Here is a 14,786-nt window from a genome sequence, read left to right on the forward strand (position 1 = left end):
CCCCGGTGCGTACTTCGAGGGTATGCGAGAACGGCGTTCCCTCTGACCAATCCGGGGAACGGCGCGGAAACACCGTATAACGTTTTGATCACATCGAATACGACAGAACCCGGACCTCGCTCGGCGAGGCCCGGGTTCTGTCGTGCGAGCGGTGCTTACTCGGCTGCGGCGTCCTCCGCAGGAGCAGCCTCGGCGTCGGCTGCCGGAGCGTCGTCGAGCACGGGCTCGAGCGACAGCTTGCCGCGGTCGTCGATCTTCGTGATCTTCACGAGGATCTTCTGACCGACCGAGAGGACGTCTTCGACGTTCTCGACGCGCTTGCCACCGGCGAGCTTGCGCACCTCGGTGACGTGCAGCAGGCCGTCCTTGCCCGGAAGCAGCGAGATGAAGGCGCCGAACGTGGCGATCTTCACGACGGTTCCGAGGAACTGCTCGCCGACCTCGGGGTTGGTCGGGTTGGCGATCGCGTTGACCTGGGCGCGGGCGGCCTCGGCCGAGGGGCCGTCGGTCGCGCCGATGTAGACGGTGCCGTCCTCCTCGATGGAGATCTGCGCGCCGGTCTCGTCCTGGATCGCGTTGATCGTCTTGCCCTTCGGGCCGATCAGCTCGCCGATCTTGTCGACGGGGATCTGGACGCTGATGACGCGAGGCGCGGTGGGCGCCATCTCGTCCGGGGCGTCGATCGCCGAGTTCAGGACGTTGAGGATCGTCAGACGAGCCTCACGAGCCTGGGTCAGGGCGCCGGCCAGCACCGATGAGGGGATGCCGTCGAGCTTCGTGTCGAGCTGGATCGCCGTCACGAACTCGCTCGTGCCCGCGACCTTGAAGTCCATGTCGCCGAGAGCATCCTCAGCACCCAGGATGTCGGTCAGCGCCGCGTAGCGGGTCTCACCATCGACCTCGTCGGAGACGAGGCCCATCGCGATGCCGGCCACGGGAGCACGCAGCGGCACACCCGCGTTCAGCAGCGACAGGGTCGACGCGCAGACGGAGCCCATCGAGGTCGAGCCGTTGGAGCTCAGCGCCTCGGAGACCTGACGGATCGCGTAGGGGAACTCCTCGCGGCTCGGCAGAACCGGGACGAGCGCACGCTCGGCGAGGAAGCCGTGCCCGATCTCGCGACGCTTCGGCGAGCCCACGCGGCCGGTCTCACCGGTCGAGTACGGCGGGAAGTTGTAGTGGTGCATGTAGCGCTTGCTCGTCGTCGGGGACAGCGAGTCGATCTGCTGCTCCATCTTGAGCATGTTCAGCGTGGTGACGCCCAGGATCTGGGTCTCGCCGCGCTGGAAGATCGCGGAGCCGTGCACGCGCGGGATGACCTGCACCTCGGCGTCGAGCGGACGGATGTCCGCCAGACCACGACCGTCGATGCGGGACCCCTCGGTGAGGATGCGTCCGCGGACGATGCGCTTCGTGACCGACTTGTAGGCGGCAGAGAACTCCGCGAGAGCCGACTCGGGCAGCGTGCCCGCCTCGACGGCCGCAGCCAGCTCGCCCTTGACGCGGTCCTTGATCGCGTCGTCGGCGTTCTGACGCTCTGCCTTGTCGGCGATCTGGTACACGTCGGTGAGCTCGGCGAACGCGCGCTCCGAGACGAAGTCGAGCACCTCGGGGGCGTACGGCGGGAAGACCGGGTAGACGCCCGGCTCCTTCGACGCGGTGGCGGCGAGCTCGGCCTGAGCCTTGACGAGCTGAGCGATGAAGGGCTTCGATGCCTCGAGTCCCTGAGCGACGATCTCCTCGTTCGGCTTGGTGGCGCCGGCCTTGATGAGGTTCCAGCTGCCCTCGGTCGCCTCGGCCTCGACCATCATGATCGCGACATCCTCGGAGCCGTCGGCCTTCGTGACGACACGACCGGCGACGATCAGGTCGAACACCGCCTCCGAGACCTGCTCGGCGGTCGGGAACGCGACCCACTGGTCGGCGTGCTCGCCCTGACCGGGGATGAATGCCAGGCGCACACCGGCGACGGGGCCGGAGAACGGAAGACCCGAGATCTGGGTAGACGCGGACGCGGCGTTGATGGCCAGCGCGTCGTAGAACTCGCCCGGTGCGATCGAGAGCACCGTGATGACGATCTGGACCTCGTTGCGCAGGCCGTCGACGAAGGACGGACGCAGCGGACGGTCGATCAGACGGCAGACCAGGATGGCCTCGGTCGACGGGCGTCCCTCACGACGGAAGAACGAGCCGGGGATCTTGCCGGCGGCGTAGGAGCGCTCCTCGACGTCGACCGTCAGCGGGAAGAAGTCGAAGCCCTCACGCGGGTGCTTGCCTGCGCTGGTGGCCGAGAGGAGCATGGTCTCGCCGTCGAGGTACGCGGCGACTGCGCCCTGAGCCTGCTGCGCGAGGCGGCCGGTCTCGAAGCGGATGGTGCGGGTGCCGAAGCGGCCGTTGTCGAGAACGGCCTCGGTGGCGGTGATTTCAGGACCTTCCAAGAGGTCTCTCCTTCTTTGTTTAGACTCGCGAATCCGTATGACGCGCGAGCGTGTTCATGAAGGAGCGGACGTGCGGGGTTCGGGCGCGCGGGCAATCCCGCGAATGTCACCTGCGCTGGCCACCAGTAGAAAGCCACCCGACGACCGCCGAGGAACCCACCACAGGGGACCAGCTTCTCCGCCGATCGCTCCATGAGTCGATATGAAGTTGTAGGTCGACGCAGATCGACCCCATCCAGCCTATCAGCGAGACCGTGGAAAGCCGCCGTGCGCGCACACATCGCGGATCGTCCACGCAGCGGCCACGCTCCGTTCACCTCTCGGATGCCGCACCGTGGGCGGCATCCGCTCTCCTGTATCCATGCGCATGTCAGTGATCGGCTGCGGCTACCTCGGTGCCGTGCACGCCGCCGCGATGGCCTCGATCGGACACGACGTGATCGGCATCGACGTCGACGACAGCAAGGTCCAGGCGCTGTCGGCCGGCACCGCGCCGTTCTTCGAACCGCAGCTGAGCGAGCTCGTGCAGGCCGGTCTCGCATCGGGCCGGCTGCGATTCAGCACGCGGGCGGCGGATGCGGCAGGAGCGAGCGTGCACTTCCTCGCGGTCGGCACCCCGCAGCTGGCCGGAGGTCACTCAGCGGATCTGCGATTCGTCGACGCCGCGGTCGACGCGCTGATCCCTCATCTTCGTCCGGGTGACGTCGTCGCCGGCAAGTCGACCGTGCCGGTCGGCACCGCAGCCGGGATCTCGGAGCGGATCGCGGAGACGGGGGCGACGCTCGCCTGGAACCCGGAGTTCCTGCGCGAGGGCTGGGCCGTGCATGACACGATCACGCCCGACCGCATCGTGGTCGGGGTGTCGACGGGCGCCTCCGGCGAGCGCGCGAGCGAGACACTCCGCGAGGTCTACCACCACGCGATCGACGCCGGCGCGCCCTTCCTCGTGACCGACCTGGCGACCGCGGAGCTCGTGAAGGGCGCGGCCAACGCGTTCCTCGCGACGAAGATCTCGTTCATCAATGCGATGGCCGAGATCGCCGAGGCCTCCGGCGCCGATGTGACCCTGCTCGCCGATGCTCTCGGACACGACACGCGGATCGGACGCCGCTACCTGGGATCGGGCATCGGGTTCGGCGGCGGATGCCTGCCCAAGGACATCAGGGCCTTCGCCGCGCGTGCGGAGGAGCTCGGCCGCGGCGAGTCGGTCGGGTTCCTGCACGAGGTGGATGCCATCAACCTGCGTCGTCGCGATCGTGCGGTGGAGCTGGTCGTCGACTCTCTGGGAGGGCTGGTGTTCGGCAAGCGCATCGCCGTTCTCGGTGCCGCGTTCAAGCCGTTCAGCGACGACATCCGGGACTCCCCCGCGCTCGACGTGGCGGTGCGCCTCCGCGGTCTCGGCGCCGATGTGATGGTGACAGATCCTGCAGCGATCGACAACGCCAGGGCCGTGCAGCCGCAGCTCGGGTACGAACCCGAGCGGGACGAGGCCCTGCGCGGCGCGGACGCGGTCGTGGTGGTGACCGAGTGGGACGAGTACCGCAGACAGCTGTCGCCGGAGCATGCGGGCGCCCTGGTCTCGGGTCGCGTGATCATCGACGGTCGCAACTGCCTCGACTCCTCCGCGTGGCGGGCGGCGGGCTGGGCCTATCACGGCATGGGCCGGCGCTGAGCGCCTGAGCTACACCTCGACGTCCCGCCTGACGTTCGAGCGACCCAGGTAGATGTAGTCGTCATGCTTGGCGACCCGTCCGTCGCCGGCGGCACGTCCGTGCAGACGGCGCCACACCCAGGGCAGTGCGTGCCTGCGCCACCAGAGACCCGCCCCGATCGACTCGTGCTCGTGAAGCGCGGCATCGAGGGCACCCAGTGCATCGGCGTGCGGCACGCTCAGAACCTCTCCCGCGCGGTAAGCGAGGAAGCGATGCCCCCGGCTGCTCAGGTGCACGAGGTCCTCTCCCCAGTTCGGCCTCTCCCGCAGCGTCGGATGCAGATCGGTGTCGATCAGAATGGCGCCGGTGCGCGCCGCGACGCCGGCGAGAGCCGTCGCGAACGCGGCGAAGCGCCGAGTGTAGATCGCCGCGGCGCGGCGCCCCGGCAGGAACGGCGTGACCAGCAGCACGTCGGCCCCGATCGCTCTGAGCTGCACGATCGCCTCTTCAACCTGCCGAGCGAGCGCCGCAACGTCGGCGCGATGCTTCACGAGATCGTTCGCCCCGACCAGGATCGAGACGAGATCGGGCTGAAGCTGCAGAGCACGCTCGAGCTGCGGGCCGCATACGTCAGCCACGCGCTTGGAACGGATCGCGAGATTCGCGTAGCGAAGGCCGCCCCGCGCGGCGAGCAGCAGTGCGAGGCGATCGGCCCATCCGCGCAGCGAGCCGTCCGGTGCGGGATCGCACAGCCCCTCTGTGAGCGAATCGCCCAGCGCGACGTACCTGCTCCAGCGCCGGTCACCCGCCGATGCCGACCTCTCAGGTCGGACGACGCGGCGAGCGCGCAGGCTGCGGTCGGCGGCGCCCAGCATCCTGGCCTCGTCATAGTGCTCGAGCAGCTGGTCGCACACCTGCGCCCAGCTACGTCCCTGCACCGCCGCGCGGCCTGCCTCGCCGAAAGCCCGGCGCTTGCGGGCGTCACCGGCGAGATCGTTCACTCGCATCCGGAGGTCGTCGAGATCGCCCGGTCGGTAGAGCCAGCCATCGATGCCCATGCGCACGAGGTCGAGAGGTCCGCCTCGCCCGGTGGCGACCACGGGCACCCCGCTGGCATGAGCCTCCTGAAGCGTCTGCCCGAACGTCTCGCTCTCCCCTGGATGCACGAACAGGTCGAATGACGCCATCGCTGCCGAGAGCGCGTCACCGTCCAGCTGACCGAGGAACAGCGCGTCCGGCAGCAGAGACTCGAGGCGCTGACGGCTCGGCCCGTCGCCGACGATCACGAGTCGAGCGCCGGGGATGCCGCGCAGCGCCACGAGATCCTCCACCTGCTTCTCCGGAGCGAGTCGCCCGACGTAGCCGATCACGACATCGGCGCCCCACCTGGCGCGGAGCTCCTGGCTGCGCCTGAGGGGCTGGAAGCGCTCGGCGTCCACTCCCCTGCCCCAGCGTCGGATCCGATCGACTCCGAGCGAGGCGAGCTGCTGCGCGGATTCGGTCGACGGCGCGAGGGTGAGTGTCGCGCGTCGGTGCAGACGCGCGATGTGGGCTTCCGCGATGCCCGTCGTGGCGGCGATCCGGTACCGCTCGGTGTAGGCGGCGATGTCGGTCTGGTAGGCCGCCACGGATGCGACGTCGAGCCTGTCGGCCGCGAGCACACCGCGCCACCCCAGTGCGAACGGGGACGCCAGGTGCACGACGTCGGGACGGAATCGGCGGAGGGATGCTGCCACGCGATGCGCGGGCGACGTGCCGACTCGCACGTTCCGGTAGCCCGGCAGGGCGAAGCTGGGGATGGCCTCGACGTCGGCCCCGTGCAGCGAGGTCGGCATCCCCGCGGCATCCGGCGCGATGACATGCGTGTCGTGGCCCGTGCGTTCGAGGTGCTTCAGGATCTGCAGCACGGATCCGGTGACACCGTTCATGTGCGGAAGGAAGGACTCTGTCACGATCGCGACTCTCACACCCTCAGAATGCCGCCCGCCCGCGCACGGAACAGGCGGAAACGGCTCAGCGCACCAGATGTTCACCGGATGCTGGAACGCCGGTCACCGGCTATCCGATCGTTGGTTGCCGTTCACCTGGGGCGCGCAGGCTGTATGTGTGCCGACCGACCTGCTGACGACGCCCTGGGCTCTGATCGTCATGAGCGTTCTCGTCCTGGGCGACGCGTTCCTCGTGGTGATCCCGGGCGAGATCGCCGTGACCGCACTGGGGGCGATCTCGGCCAGCGCTGGTGCGCCTCCGCTCTGGGCGGTGATCGTCTGCGCGGGCCTTGCCGCCGCCGCAGGCGACATCGCGTGCTACCTGATCGGGCGCACCGTCGGTGTCGAGCGCTGGCGCTGGATGCGCACGACGCGGGTGCAGGGCGCGCTGCAGTGGGCGCGGCGGCGTCTGGATGCCGGCACGGCGACAGTCCTGTTCACCGCGCGCTTCGTGCCCTTCGCCCGGCTGGCTATCAACCTCGTCGCGGGGGCGTCGCGCATCCATCCGCCGCGCTATTTCGCGCTCGTCTTCGTGGCGGCCATCGGGTGGGCCGTCTACCAGGCATCCGTCGGAGCGGTCGTTGCGACCTTCCTTCCGGGCGGTCCCGTCGTCGCAGTGCTCGTGTCGATCGCCGTCGCGATAGCGCTGGGCGCGGTGATCGACATGCTGACGCGCAGACTGCGGCGATGACCCGACCGGGACCGGGCGACGTGCCCTAGGCTGGCGGACATGAGCACCGAAGAAGGCGCATCCTCTCCCGAGGACATGAAGCGCAAGTTCAAGGAAGCGCTCGAGAAGAAGAACGCGCACCACCGGCAGGGCGAAGCCCACCTCGACGGCGACTCCGCCGTCCACGGCGCGCACGCCCCGCAGACGCGGCGCGAGTTCCGACGCAAGAGCGGTTGACCGCGCGGATGCGGGAGCCGACGTCGTCGGCTCCCGCATCCCTCACTCCTGCTCAGCCCTGAGTCGCGCGCTCGCGCGCCCGCTGCTCCTTCGCCGACATCTCTGCGACCGCTGCCTCGTTCAGCTCATGCAGGTCTGCCGCCTGCGGAGACGATGCCGGCTCGTGCCCGTCGACTCCGTCCAGGACCGACTCGTCGAAGGGCAGTTCCCCGCTCAGCACCCGGCCCACCCTGGTGCGGTCGATCTGCCGGGTCCACGTTCCGATGAGCAGCGTGGCCACGGCGTTTCCGGTGAAGTTGGTCAGTGCGCGGCCCTCTGACATGAACCGATCGATGCCGACGATCACTCCGACCCCGTCGACGAGATCCGGACGGTACGCCTGCAGGCCGCCGGCCAGAGTGGCCAGACCCGCGCCGGTGACCCCCGCAGCGCCCTTGCTCGCGATGATCATGAAGACGAGCAGACCGATCTGCTCTCCGATCGTCATCGGCTGCCCGAGCCCGGTGGCGATGAACAGCGACGCCATCGTCAGATAGATCGCCGTGCCGTCGAGGTTGAACGAGTATCCGGTGGGCACCGTGATGCCGACCACAGGCTTGGAGACGCCGACGTGCTCCATCTTCGCGATCAGACGGGGAAGCGCCGACTCCGACGAGGAGGTGCCGACGATCAGCAGGTACTCGCGGCCGAGGTACTTCATCAGGCTGAAGATGCTCACCCTGGTCACGACCCACAGCAGGGTGCCCAGCACGACGACGATGAACAGGATGCAGGTGATGTAGAACGCGACCATGAGGATGCCGAGACTCCAGATCGCCGCGACACCCGTCTTCCCGACGACCGCGGCGATCGCGCCGAACGCCCCGATGGGGGCCAGCCAGAGGATCATGCCGAGGATGCGGAACACCAGCTTCTGCAGCTGCTTCACGGCGTCCATGATGCCGGCGCCCCGCTCGCCGAGGCCCTGCAGCGCGAAGCCGACCAGGAGTGCGATGAACAGGACCTGCAGCACGCTCTCGCCCGTGAAGGCGCCGAAGAACGTGGGCGGGATGATGCCCAGGATGAACTCCTGCGTGGTCTTGGCCTCGGTGCCGGTCGCGTCGTATGAGGCGCCGGCCATGTTCAGGCCCTCACCCGGGTGGATGATGTTGCCGACGACCAGGCCGATCGCGAGCGCGAAGGTCGACATGACCATGAAGTACAGCAGCGCGAGGCCGCCGATCTTGCCGACGGTCGCGGCTTTGGCGATGGAGCCGACGCCGATCACGATCGTGCAGAAGATGATTGGGGCGATCATCATCTTGATGAGCGCGACGAAGCCCTTCCCCAGTGCCTCGAAACCCTGGGCCACATCCGGCCAGATGAGCCCGACGAGAGCGCCCAGCACCACCGCGAGCAGCACGGACACGTACAGCCAGGTGTGCCGGTCCCAGGATTGCTTGCCTCGCCGCCAGTGGAAACCCGGCAGGGTGAATCCGGTTGTGATGGCCATGTGGTCCTCCTCGATCATGAACGTCGTCGTGTCATGTGCCAGCCGCGACCTCGCGTCCGTGAACCCCACGGTGGCCGACGTCGCGCGACCGCGCCATTTGTGGTCGTATTGGTCACTGACGACCCGACGACGAGCGCAGGAGCGACATGACACGTCCACGCCGCACCCGCAGCGTCGCCTCGCGCGTGTTCCTGGTGCTGCTGTCCGCTGCACTCGTGCTCGGCGTTCTCGTAGCCGGCTTCCTCGTCGTCGAGACGCAGCGGGCGGTTCAGGCCGAGGCCGAGCGGGTCACCGCGGTGAGCGCCTCGACGGTCGCAGCCTCGGGTGACGTGGTCGCCGCTCTTCGCAGTCGCGACCGTGAGGCGGCGTCCGCGGCACTCGAGCCGTACGCGCTCGCAGTCATCGAGGACGCCGGACTGGACTTCGTCACCATCATGACGCCGGCGGGTGTGCGCATCACCCATCCCGACCCGGAGCAGATCGGATCCCGGTACCTCGGCACGATCCCGTCCCGCCCCGCGCCCTTCACCGAGACCTTCACGGGAACCCTGGGCCCCTCCGTGCGCACGATCGTTCCCGTCTCCGCCGACGACGGAGCCCTGGTGGGCTGGGTCTCTGCGGGCGTGACCACGGAGTCCATCTCCGAGACCCTGCTGCGACGACTGCCGCTGTCTCTCGCGATCACGGCCCTGCTGATCGGGGTCGGCGCTCTCGGCGCATGGTTCGCACGCAGGGTCGCCCGGAGCATCGCCGGTGATCTTCCACCAGGCACGCTTCGTGATGCGGTGTCGTCCTACGAGTCGATCCGGACCCTCGGCGAGGCTCTGCGTGCGCAGACGCACGAGCACGGCAATCGGATGCACACCGCTGTGGCTCTGCTCGAGCTCGGGCGGACGAAGGAGGCGATCGACATCCTCACGGAGACCTCTCGCGAGAGTCAGTTCCTCGTCGATCAGGTGACCGCGCGCCGGCATGGCGACCCGACGGTCGGCGCCCTGCTGCTGGGCAAGGCGTCTCAGGCGAAGGAGAAGGGCATCGACTGGCGCGTGCGCATCGAGCCGGACACTCCGCGCTCGCAGCTCGCGCCGGTCGACAGCGTGTCGGTTCTCGGAAATCTCATCGACAACGCTATGGACGCCGCAGCGACTGCCGCCGAGCGCTGGGTCGAGGTGGTGTTGCGCCCTTCGGATGCCGGCGGCATCGTGCTAGAGGTCGCCGACAGCGGTCCGGGTGTGCCGATGGAGCTGCGCACGCGCATCTTCGAGCACGGCTTCTCCACGAAGCCCGCTGATGCAGACGGGCGCGGCGTAGGGCTGGCCCTCGTGCGGTCCGTGGTCGAAGAGGCCGGCGGGACGGTCGAGATCCTCGACTCCCCCACGACATTCCGCGTGACGCTTCCGCCCGCACGGAGGCGCACGTCGTGATCCGCACCCTCATCGTCGACGACGACGCCCTGACAGTGGAACTGCACCGCACCTATCTCGAGCGGCTCGACGGGTTCACCGCCGGCGGCGAATGCAGCGGAGCCCGTGCGGCGCTCGCCGCCGTTCTCGATCCTCCTGAAGGCCGCGCGTTCGACCTCGTGCTGCTCGACATCACCATGCCGGACGGCACCGGCATCGACGTGCTGCGGACGCTCCGCGCCCGGGGGGCATCCGTGGATGTCATCGCCATCACCGGCGTGCGGGATGCCGAGACCGTGCGGCAGATGGCGGCGCTCGGCGTCTACCAGTACCTGGTCAAGCCGTTCTCCTTCGCGACGTTCAGCGAACGCCTGCTCGCATTCAAAGAGCACAGGCTGAAGGCGCGATCGACGGATGGAGAGGCGACGCAAGCCGAGATCGATGCGCTGCTCGGCCGCTCAGGAGGACGGATGCCGCTGCCCAAAGGCCTCTCACCGGACACGCTCGGGCGGGTAGCCGACGTCGTGCGGGCGTCCGGTCCGCTCTCGGCCAGCGAGGCTGCCGCCGCGCTGGGGATGTCTCGGGTCGCGGTACGGCGCTACCTCGAGCATCTCGCCGCCGACGGCGTGATCGCTCGCGCCGCGCGCTATGGAGCACCGGGGCGTCCGGAGACCGAGTACGCGTGGGTTCGCGGCGGGAGCGCTGCGGGCTGACCTTCAGCCCCGTGGCTGCGCTGCGAGCCAGTCGGCGAACGTGACGGTCCCGAGATCGGCATCCGAACCCGGAAGGACGCTGCCGTCGCGAATGGCGCGCCCGAAGGCTCCTGGCAGGGCGAACGCCGGCATCCAGCCGCGGCGCCCGGTGTGAGCGGCCCACGACCGCATCATGTCGGCGAGCTGCTCTTCGCGCGGTCCCGCGATGTCTCGCGCGCGCCCCGCCGGCCCGGCCTCGGCGAGGTCGACAAGGCGCATGGCGACCTCCACGACGGAGATGGGCTGCGTGCGCATCCTCAGAGCGAGATGAACAGGACCGAACGCCGCCCCGTGATAGGTCTGCGCGGCGAAATCGTGGAACTGCGTCGCCCGCTGGATCGTCCAGGGCACCTGGCCCGACTGCACCGTCTGCTCCTGCGCGAGCTTGCCGGCGTAGTAGCCGTACGGGGCGCGGTCGACGCCGACGATCGACAGGGCGATGTGGTGGCCGACTCCCGCCCGGAGACCTGAGGCGAGAAGATGCGAAGACGTCTCGGTGAAGAAGTCGGCGGATGCGCGGGCGCTTCGGGTCGAGGTGCTGAGCACGTCGACCACGACGTCGGTGGCAGCGAGCGCCTCCTCGAGGCCCGCACCGGAGCGGACGTCGACGCCGTTGCCACGGGTGAGGACCCGGACGCGATGTCCGCGCTGTTGCGCGATGCGCACGACCTCGCTGCCGGCGATGCCGGTTCCGCCTGCGACTGCGATCTCCATGTCTCTCCTCCGAACGGTGTGCGCCGCGTCGACGCTATCGTGCGCAGGCGGTCTCAGCGCGGCAGCCTGCCTTCGTGCAGGATCGCTTCCGGGTCGACACGATCGCGAAGAGCGCGCAGGCGCTCGATATCGGCGGCGGAGCCGCAGCGTTCGAGAGTCTGGCCCGGCGCGAGGAACGTCGCCACCGTGCGGGGCGACCGCACCGGGTCGAGCAGTTCGAGGAACCCCCTCAGACTCTCTGAGCCCGGCTCGGCAGGCGAGCCGGGGAACAGCGGAGCAAGAGCATGCAGAAGCCACTGTGCGCCCTGCAGCGACGCGAAACCGGCGCGTCGTGGTTCGTCGAGGGCGCCGCCGAGCATGCGGATGTCGATGCTCATGATCGGCCGCTGCTCGTCCCGCTGACGAAATTCCATCAACTGCTCGATCGTCGCGTCGTCGAACGCCGACAGCGCCACGGCTGCCCCACGCCCCGGCGTCGGCTCGGTCGGCTCGTTGGAGGCGGCGGCGAGCGCGGCCGGAGACGTCGCCCCCGATACCTCGCGCTGAACGCGCCCGGCGCCTCGCACGGGCGCGAGCAGGTCTTCCGCGGCTCCATCGGCGGAGAGCGCCTGCACAGTGAGGAAGCTGCGTCCGCGGATCTCCTCGGGCACCTGAGGCGCGTCGGGAAGACGAAGAGAATTCATGAAGACGTTCATCCCAGACGGCGCGATGGCAGCCAGATCGCGCACGGCGCGCAGCACCGCCGCGGCATCCGCCGCGTCGAAGGTCAGCGCGCTGCCCCACAGAGCCGGCGTGCGGACGAGATCGATCTCCAGCGCTGTGACCAGGCCGACGACGCCTCCGGCGCCCCGCAGCGCCCACATGAGGTCGGGATCGCTCTCGTCATCGACGCGCTCGTGCGAGCCGTCGGGTCGGACGATCCAGACGGCGCGGAGGTTGTCGGAGCCCAACCCCGCCGTGCGGCTGAACCACGAATGTCCTCCGCCGAGCGTGTAGCCGGCCACGCTCACCACGGGGCTGGTTCCTGCCGGAGCCGCCCAGCCCGTCCCCTCGAGGGCGTCGACCACCGCACCCCATCGCACGCCGCTGCCGACGCGCACTCGCCCGGCGACCACGTCTACATCGAGATCATCGAAGGCCGCCATGCGCAGGATCACCGCGCCACCGAGGTTTCCCGAGGCGCCGTGGCCGCTGGGTTGCATCGCGAGAGTCGCGCCCGCGTCACGGGCAGCGCTCAGAAGCATCCTGAGATCGTCGATGTCCGCAGGCTCCGCCACCGCGGCCGGAGTCTGCTCGATGGCGAGATTCCACGGGCGACGCGCCTGGTCGAAGGCGTCGTCGGACGGGAGCAGGAGCGAGCCGGTCAGTGTCGCGCGGGCCGTCTCGAGCGCAGAGGGAAGGGGCATGACGCCACCGTACGATGTCACACGGACATTGTCGACGGCGTCACGCCCCTCGGTGGATCACTCTCCGGCGAGACCGCCCAGCATGTGCCCGAACGAGCGCCCCTCACCGAGGTAGGTGGCCGGGTCGTAGGGGTCGGCGACTGCTACGGTGTCGCGTGCGGCGATCGCGACCGCCAGCTCCTTGGCGCCCTTCTCGACGCGCTTCGCGAGCGGGGCGACGTCATCACCGGCACCGCCCCAGTCGCTGGACGCCGCGAAGACGCCGGTGGACACCGCGTCGGCATGCAGGTAGGCGAACAGCGGCCGGATGGCGTAGTCGATGGCGAGCGAGTGCCTCGCGGTTCCCGCGTTGGCGCCGATCAGGACCGGCTTTCCCGTGAGCGCATCGGGGTCGAGCACGTCGATGAACGACTTGAACAGCCCCGAGTAACTCGTCGAGAAGATCGGCGTTACCGCGATCAGGGCATCGGCCGAGACGACCGTGTTGATCGCGGTCTCGAGGGCGGGAGGCGCGAAGCCGGTGAGCATGTTGTTCGTGATGTCGTGCGCGTAGTCGCGCAGCTCGATCACGTCGATGCTCGCCTCGATGCCCTCTGCGGCGAGCGCCTTGACGGTCTCAGCGGCCAGCCGGTCGGCGAGCATCCGGGTGGACGACGGGTTGGAGAGGCCGGCCGAGACGACGGCGATGCGACGAGTGGTCATCTCAGGCCTCCTTCCGACCGAGCCCGAACGCGGCGCCGGCAGGCGCCGGCGTGTCCTGATAGGGCGAGTCGCCGGTGAGGTTGTCTCCGCGATTCGCCCCGGGGCGCGCCTGACGGGTCGGGCCGTCGCCGTACACGGCCTTCACACGTGCGGCGTGGGTGGGAGCATCCGGAACAGCCTCAGGGCGATCTTTCGCGAGCTCCGCGCGCAGCACCGGCACGACCTCCGAACCGAGGATGTCGAGCTGCTCGAGAACGGTCTTGAGAGGGAGACCTGCGTGATCGATGAGGAACAGCTGGCGCTGGTAGTCGCCGTAGTGCTCGCGCATGGCGGCATAGCGGTCGATCACCTGCTGCGGCGATCCGACGGTCAGCGGAGTCATCTCGCTGAAGTCCTCGAGGCTCGGTCCGTGACCGTAGACCGGGGCGTTGTCGAAGTACGGCCGGAACTGAGTGACCGCGTCCTGCGACTTCGCCGCCATGAACACCTGGCCGCCCAGGCCCACGATCGCCTGCTCGGGTGTGCCATGGCCGTAGTGCGCGAAGCGCTGGCGGTAGAGCTCGATCAGACGCTGGTAGTGCTCCTTGGGCCAGAAGATGTTGTTCGCGAAGAAGCCGTCCCCGTAATACGCGGCCTGCTCGGCGATCTCCGGGGTGCGGATCGAGCCGTGCCACACGAACGGCGAGATGCCGTCGAGCGGGCGAGGAGTCGAGGTGAACCCCTGCAGCGGAGTGCGGAACTTGCCCTCCCAGTCGACGACGTCCTGATCCCAGAGCTTGCGCAGCAGCGCGTAGTTCTCGATCGCCAGCGGAAGGCCCTGACGGATATCCTGCCCGAACCAGGGGTAGACCGGCCCGGTGTTGCCGCGGCCGAGCATGAGGTCCATGCGCCCGTCGGACACGTGCTGCAGCATCGCGTACTCCTCGGCGATGCGCACGGGGTCGTTCGTAGTGATCAGCGTGGTCGAGGTGGAGACGATCAGACGCTCGGTCTGCGCGGCGAGCGCGGCGAGGAAGGTGGTGGGGCTGGAGGACCAGAACGGCGGATTGTGATGCTCCCCGATCGCGAAGACGTCAAGACCGACCTCCTCGGCGTGCTTGGCGATGGTCAGGGTCGCCTTGATGCGCTCCTGCTCGCTGGGAGTGACGCCGGTGGTGGGGTCGCGGGTGATGTCGCTGACCGACATGATGCCGAACTGCATCGCCTGTGCGCCTGACTGCTCGCTCATGATTCTCCATGCTCTCCGAATCGGATGACCCTGCATCCGTTTCTATTCATTTGAATGTATATGAGTCAACGCGACCGCACCAACTTTATTCCCGGGGGTAGCCT

General features: G+C 68.8%; 12 protein-coding genes. 5 read left to right on the forward strand and 7 right to left on the reverse strand.

What is annotated here, in order from left to right:
* Positions 1-155: 155 nt before the first annotated feature.
* Positions 156-2,438 (reverse strand): polyribonucleotide nucleotidyltransferase, encoded by a 2,283-nt coding sequence (locus RS84_RS16325; RefSeq protein ID WP_045258803.1) that lies wholly within the window; start codon positions 2,436-2,438, stop codon positions 156-158.
* Positions 2,439-2,799: 361 nt separating this feature from the next.
* On the opposite strand from RS84_RS16325, the gene RS84_RS16330 reads away from it, so the two are divergent.
* Entirely contained in the window at positions 2,800-4,110 is a 1,311-nt protein-coding gene (locus tag RS84_RS16330; RefSeq protein ID WP_045259268.1) for a UDP-glucose dehydrogenase family protein, read from the forward strand.
* Between the two features lie 9 nt (positions 4,111-4,119).
* Here RS84_RS16330 and RS84_RS16335 read toward each other — a convergent pair whose 3' ends face one another.
* The gene (locus tag RS84_RS16335; protein ID WP_235281513.1) at positions 4,120-6,042 is read right to left on the reverse strand and encodes a GDSL-type esterase/lipase family protein; all 1,923 of its coding nucleotides are present in this window, start codon (positions 6,040-6,042) and stop codon (positions 4,120-4,122) included.
* A gap of 154 nt (positions 6,043-6,196) precedes the next feature.
* Between RS84_RS16335 and RS84_RS16340 the strand changes: the two genes are divergently transcribed.
* Positions 6,197-6,769 carry a DedA family protein gene (locus tag RS84_RS16340; protein WP_152641859.1) on the forward strand — a complete coding sequence of 191 codons (573 nt, stop codon included), beginning with the start codon at positions 6,197-6,199 and terminating at the stop codon, positions 6,767-6,769.
* Between the two features lie 39 nt (positions 6,770-6,808).
* Complete coding sequence (locus RS84_RS19375) at positions 6,809-6,985, forward strand: DUF5302 domain-containing protein (RefSeq protein WP_160298187.1); 177 nt, start codon at positions 6,809-6,811, stop codon at positions 6,983-6,985.
* A gap of 52 nt (positions 6,986-7,037) precedes the next feature.
* Here the strand turns inward: RS84_RS19375 and RS84_RS16345 are convergent, their stop codons facing one another.
* Complete coding sequence (locus RS84_RS16345; RefSeq protein ID WP_045259270.1) at positions 7,038-8,477, reverse strand: cation:dicarboxylate symporter family transporter; 1,440 nt, start codon at positions 8,475-8,477, stop codon at positions 7,038-7,040.
* Positions 8,478-8,623: 146 nt separating this feature from the next.
* Here RS84_RS16345 and RS84_RS16350 point away from each other — a divergent pair, with 146 nt between their 5' ends.
* Complete coding sequence (locus RS84_RS16350) at positions 8,624-9,901, forward strand: ATP-binding protein (RefSeq protein WP_045258805.1); 1,278 nt, start codon at positions 8,624-8,626, stop codon at positions 9,899-9,901.
* Positions 9,898-10,593, forward strand: a complete 696-nt coding sequence (locus tag RS84_RS16355) for a response regulator (protein ID WP_045258806.1) — start codon at positions 9,898-9,900, stop codon at positions 10,591-10,593. The genes RS84_RS16350 and RS84_RS16355 overlap by 4 nt, the downstream gene beginning before the upstream one ends.
* Positions 10,594-10,596: 3 nt before the next feature.
* Here the strand turns inward: RS84_RS16355 and RS84_RS16360 are convergent, their stop codons facing one another.
* Genes RS84_RS16360 through RS84_RS16375 form a run of 4 tightly spaced genes read right to left on the reverse strand, consistent with a single transcriptional unit; the run spans position 10,597 to position 14,682 of the window.
* Positions 10,597-11,346, reverse strand: coding sequence for an SDR family oxidoreductase (locus tag RS84_RS16360; RefSeq protein ID WP_045258807.1), 750 nt, complete (start codon positions 11,344-11,346; stop codon positions 10,597-10,599).
* Positions 11,347-11,399: 53 nt separating this feature from the next.
* A complete protein-coding gene (locus RS84_RS16365) occupies positions 11,400-12,752 on the reverse strand; it encodes an FAD-binding oxidoreductase (RefSeq protein WP_152641860.1) in 1,353 nt (450 codons plus the stop codon).
* Positions 12,753-12,809: 57 nt separating this feature from the next.
* Positions 12,810-13,454, reverse strand: a complete 645-nt coding sequence (locus RS84_RS16370; RefSeq protein WP_045258808.1) for an FMN reductase — start codon at positions 13,452-13,454, stop codon at positions 12,810-12,812.
* A 1-nt stretch (position 13,455) separates the two neighbouring features.
* A complete protein-coding gene (locus tag RS84_RS16375; RefSeq protein ID WP_045258809.1) occupies positions 13,456-14,682 on the reverse strand; it encodes an LLM class flavin-dependent oxidoreductase in 1,227 nt (408 codons plus the stop codon).
* Positions 14,683-14,786: the final 104 nt, after the last annotated feature.

This window comes from Microbacterium hydrocarbonoxydans (assembly GCF_000956475.1).
GTDB lineage: Bacteria > Actinomycetota > Actinomycetes > Actinomycetales > Microbacteriaceae > Microbacterium > Microbacterium hydrocarbonoxydans_A.

Excerpts from the sequence above, each read along its gene's own strand:
- RS84_RS16365 (WP_152641860.1), bottom strand. The coding sequence starts at position 12,752 with ATGCCCCTTCCCTCTGCGCTCGAGACGGCCCGCGCGACACTGACCGGC.
- RS84_RS16350 (WP_045258805.1), top strand. The coding sequence starts at position 8,624 with ATGACACGTCCACGCCGCACCCGCAGCGTCGCCTCGCGCGTGTTCCTG.
- RS84_RS16375 (WP_045258809.1), bottom strand. The coding sequence starts at position 14,682 with ATGAGCGAGCAGTCAGGCGCACAGGCGATGCAGTTCGGCATCATGTCG.
- RS84_RS16360 (WP_045258807.1), bottom strand. The coding sequence starts at position 11,346 with ATGGAGATCGCAGTCGCAGGCGGAACCGGCATCGCCGGCAGCGAGGTC.
- RS84_RS19375 (WP_160298187.1), top strand. The coding sequence starts at position 6,809 with ATGAGCACCGAAGAAGGCGCATCCTCTCCCGAGGACATGAAGCGCAAG.
- RS84_RS16370 (WP_045258808.1), bottom strand. The coding sequence starts at position 13,454 with ATGACCACTCGTCGCATCGCCGTCGTCTCGGCCGGCCTCTCCAACCCG.
- RS84_RS16330 (WP_045259268.1), top strand. The coding sequence starts at position 2,800 with ATGCGCATGTCAGTGATCGGCTGCGGCTACCTCGGTGCCGTGCACGCC.
- RS84_RS16345 (WP_045259270.1), bottom strand. The coding sequence starts at position 8,477 with ATGGCCATCACAACCGGATTCACCCTGCCGGGTTTCCACTGGCGGCGA.